Here is a 4282-nt window from a genome sequence, read left to right as displayed (position 1 = left end):
GGCGCAGCAGCTTGTGCGATATGGTCGCAGCACATGCACGCGAGTTTCGGGCGCGCATGGAGGATCACGCGGAAGCTGGCTGGTACGTATTCGAGTTGTTCGGAGATGTTCTCGCTGAGCTGTTTCATCAGTCCGCCACATGGCCCGTACAGGTTTCCCCGATTTCGGCCAGTAGGTCTGGATCTCGCGTTGCAGATGCTCCGGAAGTGGCTTATGTGGCGCCTGTTCCAGTACGATGCTTGGCGTCTTCGGAATCTTGATGAGTGCGGCGCCTTCAATGGCCTCGAACTCTTCCAGTCGCAACTCGAACTGCTCGATCCCGGCCTTGACGATGGCGTTTGGAGCCTTGCGTGATTCGACCACATCTTCCAGATTGCCAATTCGCGTATCGCGCTCAAGTAGCATAGTCTTGAGCGCTTCAATATTGTCCGGATAGGCGTTTGCCGTGGTCATGTCGGCAGTCTACGCGGCAGGAGGGAGGTTTACAACGCCGAGGTCGGCTCCGTCATACGGACGGGCTGCTGCGAGTCGATGCCTTCTCGATGCCTTCGAGCAGCATCGATAGCTGTGCACATCGCCACACGAATCGGCCGCGCTCCAGTCGCTTCATCAGCAAGCGCATGCGATCGCCGCTCCACCACAACACTTTGACCAGATCGCCACACTTTCCGTGGAACACGAACACGTGACCGCTAAAGGGATCTTGCTCCAGTACCGTCTGAACCTTAGCGGCCAGGCTGTTGAAGCCCGAGCGCCTATCGGTCACGCCGGCTGCCAGCCAGATCTTCGTGCGGCTGGGTAGCCCGATCATGTCGTCGGTCCCGTGCCGCGCAACATGCGGAGCGCCAACAACAGCGTAGCTTCATGGGGCGAGCCTTCGATGCGCACGCGGGTGTTGCCTACGATGATTTCGATGACGCTTGCCGGAGCGGTACTGGCGGTTGGCGCCGGGGCCGGCTGCTCGGTTTCTTGTGCCCGCGCTTCCACTGTCACCGGCAGTAAACATACCGGATCGTATTCGCCGGTACGCAACGCTCTGCGCCAATTGGTTACCAGATTCGGATTCACCCCATGATCCATCGCCAAGCGCGCCACCGATACGCCCGGCTCACTGACCAGCTTCTCCAGATGCCGTCGAAATTCGATCGGATGATTCGGGATGTCTTTGCGTGAAGTTCTCTTCGGTGCGTCTGTGGCGACTTTGGTCCCCACTACTTTGGTGGGGACTACTCTGGCAACTTCGTTTCATTTTGTCGAGACGGTGCTGGGGACGCGCTTGCGAGCAAATCTACGTATTCCGATCACGCGTCGTCCTAGCGGGGACGTTGTACTGCGCGGACGTAGCTGCATGATCCACCGGAAATTACACTGGAGTACGTCGCGCAGGGATATCTCAAAAACCTTTCATTTTATAAGGAATGTGGTCTTGACAGGCCAGTCCCAAGAGGCGATCATTCAAGCGTTAAATAGAGTGTTTGGGTGATCCCTGTCTGCTACGGCTTATCTTCTGCCGCGCTATGCAGGCGCGTTGCTGTAGCGCTGCCATGGAAACTACGATTGCCGCAGCACGTAGTAGAAGACCGTTGGAAATCGAGTGAGCCGCCAGCCAAGCCGTGGGGCGGCAAACATAACGCGCGCAGGAGACGGTGAGCGCGCGATTCGATGGACATGGCCGCCAAATAGTTCGAGGCCGCTCAAGGGCGCTGGGGAAAGTTTGGTTGCCTTGGTCGGTCCACGGTCTGCTGCTTTCTGCACAAGATTGCAGGGCGTCATTCAGCCGAGGTGAGATTATGTGTGTTTCGACTGAAACCAAGCCTATGCCCAATCGAGGTGGACGATTTCGTCCGGACGCTCCTATCCAGCACATCGCCGCTATTATAGCCAGTGCAGTGTCGCTCGCAATCGCGATGGGGATTGGCCGGTTTGTGTTTACATCGCTTCTGCCGGTAATGATCTCGGATGGCATGGTGGATCTCAGATTTGGCGGGCATTTGGCTATGGCGAACTATATTGGCTATCTCGCTGGTGCGATGCTATGCATATGGCTACCAAGAGGGTGGTCTAGCGCCACAATTGTCCGGTGGGGGCTTGTCGTCGTTGTTGGGCTCACTGCCGGGATGATTGTTCCCAGCAAATTGGTATGGCTGCTGCTGAGATTTCTGTCGGGCGTCGCGAGCGCGGTTGTTCTCGTACATACGTCGCGCTGGTGCCTGATGATACTCGCGGGTTTAGGAAAGCCCGCTCTAGGCAGCCTCATGTTCGCTGGAGTTGGTCTCGGGATTGCACTTTCAGGGTTGATTGCAAGTGCAATGATCGGAGCAGATTGGGGTTCCGCTGCAGCTTGGGCGGGATTTTCCATGGTTGGTGCGATATTGCTGACTTCGATTTGGCGTTTCTTTCACCCTTCTCACGAGGCAGCTCTGCTTGGTCCAGTGCATCACGAGGATATAAGGGGTGCATCTGGAAGTAACGCTGAAATGGTGATTTTCTCTTTGGCATACGGATTTGCAGGTTTTGGCTATATTATTACTGCAACGTTTCTTCCGGTTATCGCGCGAACGTCATTGCCATCGTCTCACTGGCTTGATCTCTTTTGGCCAGTTTTTGGGATGGCTGCTGCATTGGGTTCGATCATTGCGGCTGCAACACATAGCGCTTCGGTGGTTCGTCGCATGTTGATTGCATGCCATTTGCTTCAGGCCGTTGGCGTGGTGGCGGCCGTGTTCTGGCCAACTGTGCCAGGTTTCTTGATCGGCAGTATCCTAGCTGGCATTCCGTTCACTGCAATCAACTACTTCAGCATGCAGGAGGTCAGGCGCCTCCGTCCGATGCATGCTGCGCGTTATATGGGGATTCTGACGGCGCTATATGGGATAGGTCAGATCTCAGGGCCATCTCTTGTAACCGAGATTCTCAGATTCACCCCTGATCGAAGAATTGGTTTTGATTTCTCGCTAGAGATTGCGGGTGCGGTACTGGCCATGGGTGCGGTTTTGTATTTCTTTATGGAATTGAAGTGGCCAGTGGTCGAATCGCGGAGGTGCTATGCAAAGTGAGTTGGTTTGTGCGTAGAAAATTTTGTTGATAATTTGTGTGTATGAATTACTTTAATTTGGACCGGCGGTTGGAGATTTCTGAGCAAACGTATTGCCACTGAAAGAAATAGTACGCGGGCCTGGGACCGAACTTGGTCCGCGAACTCTCAAGCAGTTGCACGACAAGGATGCGCTGGCTCTAAGAGCTTGTGGCAGAGCTGAGCGTGGACAATGCGATCCTGCAGGAAAGCGCCACAAAGAATTGGCCGCGCCCGTGATGAAGAGGCAATGCGTGGGCTACATGATGGGTCACTACAGCCTCAACACGCAATGGGCGTGCCGGTTGGTCAAGCAGGCGTGCAGTACAAACTACTTCAGCGCGTCAAAGATCCGCGGATGGCGTACGCCATAGCATCCCGGAATTGGCGCATACCCCTACTACCGGCACATTCACTTGCTGCTCAGGCGTGAAGGTCGGCGGGTGAGCTGAGGCCGGGGCTGTCGACTTCTATACCTAAGAACAACTGCAACTACGCTTGAAGGGTAAGCGTGGAGCCGATACCGTCTTGACGGCGTGAGTTACCGGTTTCCCCAACGATTGGATGCCATGCATAGCAGCGTGGCATTGGCAGCACGCAGATCGAACCGTTCGGCATCGAAGCCGGGGCCAACCCAGTTTCGGTAATGTTCTGCCTCTTCGCTATTCGGATCGTTAGATAGCGTGTTCAGGAACGCATCGTAGCCAGGCGGGCCGCCCACATCTTCTGGCGGGCACGCGCGAGCACCATCGATGACCTGGGCCGCGCCCCACGGTTCGCTCTCAACGGTTTCAACTTTCTCAACGACGATGGCGTGATCCCACCCGTCCCCGAAGTCGTACCGGTAGAGGAAGCGTGAGCCAGGTTTCAGGACCTTCTGCAGTCGAACCTTGCGGTCATCGGCGGTCGTGCCCGGATCAGCGAAGTCCAGCATGTCATCGTGACCTGCCCCCCGCGTTTAGTACGGTGACGGTGTAGAGTCCGTTCCAGAGAGGAACGGCAATGAAAAAGCGATTCACCGAAGAGCAAATCATCGGTATCTTGAAGGAAGCCGAGGCTGGCCTGAAGCCGGCGGAGCTGTGCCGCAAGTACGGCATCTCGGAAGCGACCTACTACAACTGGAAAGCGAAGTTCGGCGGGATGACGGTATCCGAAGCGCAGCGCCTGAAGGAACTGGAGCAGGAGAACAGCAAGCTCAAGCGTCTGCTG

6 protein-coding genes and 1 pseudogene are annotated in these 4282 nt (G+C 56.0%); 3 read left to right on the top strand and 4 right to left on the bottom strand.

What is annotated here, in order from left to right; translation table 11 throughout:
• Window positions 1–128 (bottom strand): IS66 family transposase zinc-finger binding domain-containing protein (locus U4Z64_RS37720; protein WP_415750631.1); only part of this gene is annotated, 128 nt, incomplete at its 3' end.
• Between the two features lie 85 nt (window positions 129–213).
• On the opposite strand from U4Z64_RS37720, the gene U4Z64_RS37715 reads away from it, so the two are divergent.
• Window positions 214–354 (top strand): hypothetical protein, encoded by a 141-nt coding sequence (locus tag U4Z64_RS37715; protein ID WP_415750630.1) that lies wholly within the window; start codon window positions 214–216, stop codon window positions 352–354.
• A gap of 151 nt (window positions 355–505) precedes the next feature.
• Here U4Z64_RS37715 and tnpB read toward each other — a convergent pair whose 3' ends face one another.
• Together tnpB and tnpA are read right to left on the bottom strand one after the other, a co-directional pair.
• Window positions 506–811 (bottom strand): IS66 family insertion sequence element accessory protein TnpB, encoded by a 306-nt coding sequence (gene tnpB, locus U4Z64_RS37070; protein ID WP_321822664.1) that lies wholly within the window; start codon window positions 809–811, stop codon window positions 506–508.
• The gene (gene tnpA, locus U4Z64_RS37065; protein ID WP_321822663.1) at window positions 808–1212 is read right to left on the bottom strand and encodes an IS66-like element accessory protein TnpA; all 405 of its coding nucleotides are present in this window, start codon (window positions 1210–1212) and stop codon (window positions 808–810) included. Before tnpA ends, tnpB begins: the two co-directional genes overlap by 4 nt.
• A gap of 695 nt (window positions 1213–1907) precedes the next feature.
• Between tnpA and U4Z64_RS37060 the strand changes: the two genes are divergently transcribed.
• Window positions 1908–3056: a YbfB/YjiJ family MFS transporter gene (locus U4Z64_RS37060; protein ID WP_321822662.1), complete on the top strand. Its 1149-nt coding sequence runs from the start codon at window positions 1908–1910 to the stop codon at window positions 3054–3056.
• A gap of 558 nt (window positions 3057–3614) precedes the next feature.
• Here the strand turns inward: U4Z64_RS37060 and U4Z64_RS37055 are convergent.
• Window positions 3615–4013: pseudogene (locus tag U4Z64_RS37055) on the bottom strand (plasmid pRiA4b ORF-3 family protein); the annotation flags it as partial.
• A 62-nt stretch (window positions 4014–4075) separates the two neighbouring features.
• On the opposite strand from U4Z64_RS37055, the gene U4Z64_RS37050 reads away from it, so the two are divergent.
• The coding region (locus U4Z64_RS37050; RefSeq protein ID WP_321822450.1) for a transposase at window positions 4076–4282 on the top strand (207 nt) is incomplete at its 3' end.

The sequence above is a fragment of the Burkholderia sp. BCC1996 genome, assembly GCF_905339955.1.
Lineage (GTDB): Bacteria > Pseudomonadota > Gammaproteobacteria > Burkholderiales > Burkholderiaceae > Burkholderia.
Note: the sequence above shows the minus strand (reverse complement) of the source record. Positions and strands in the feature narration are given on the sequence as shown.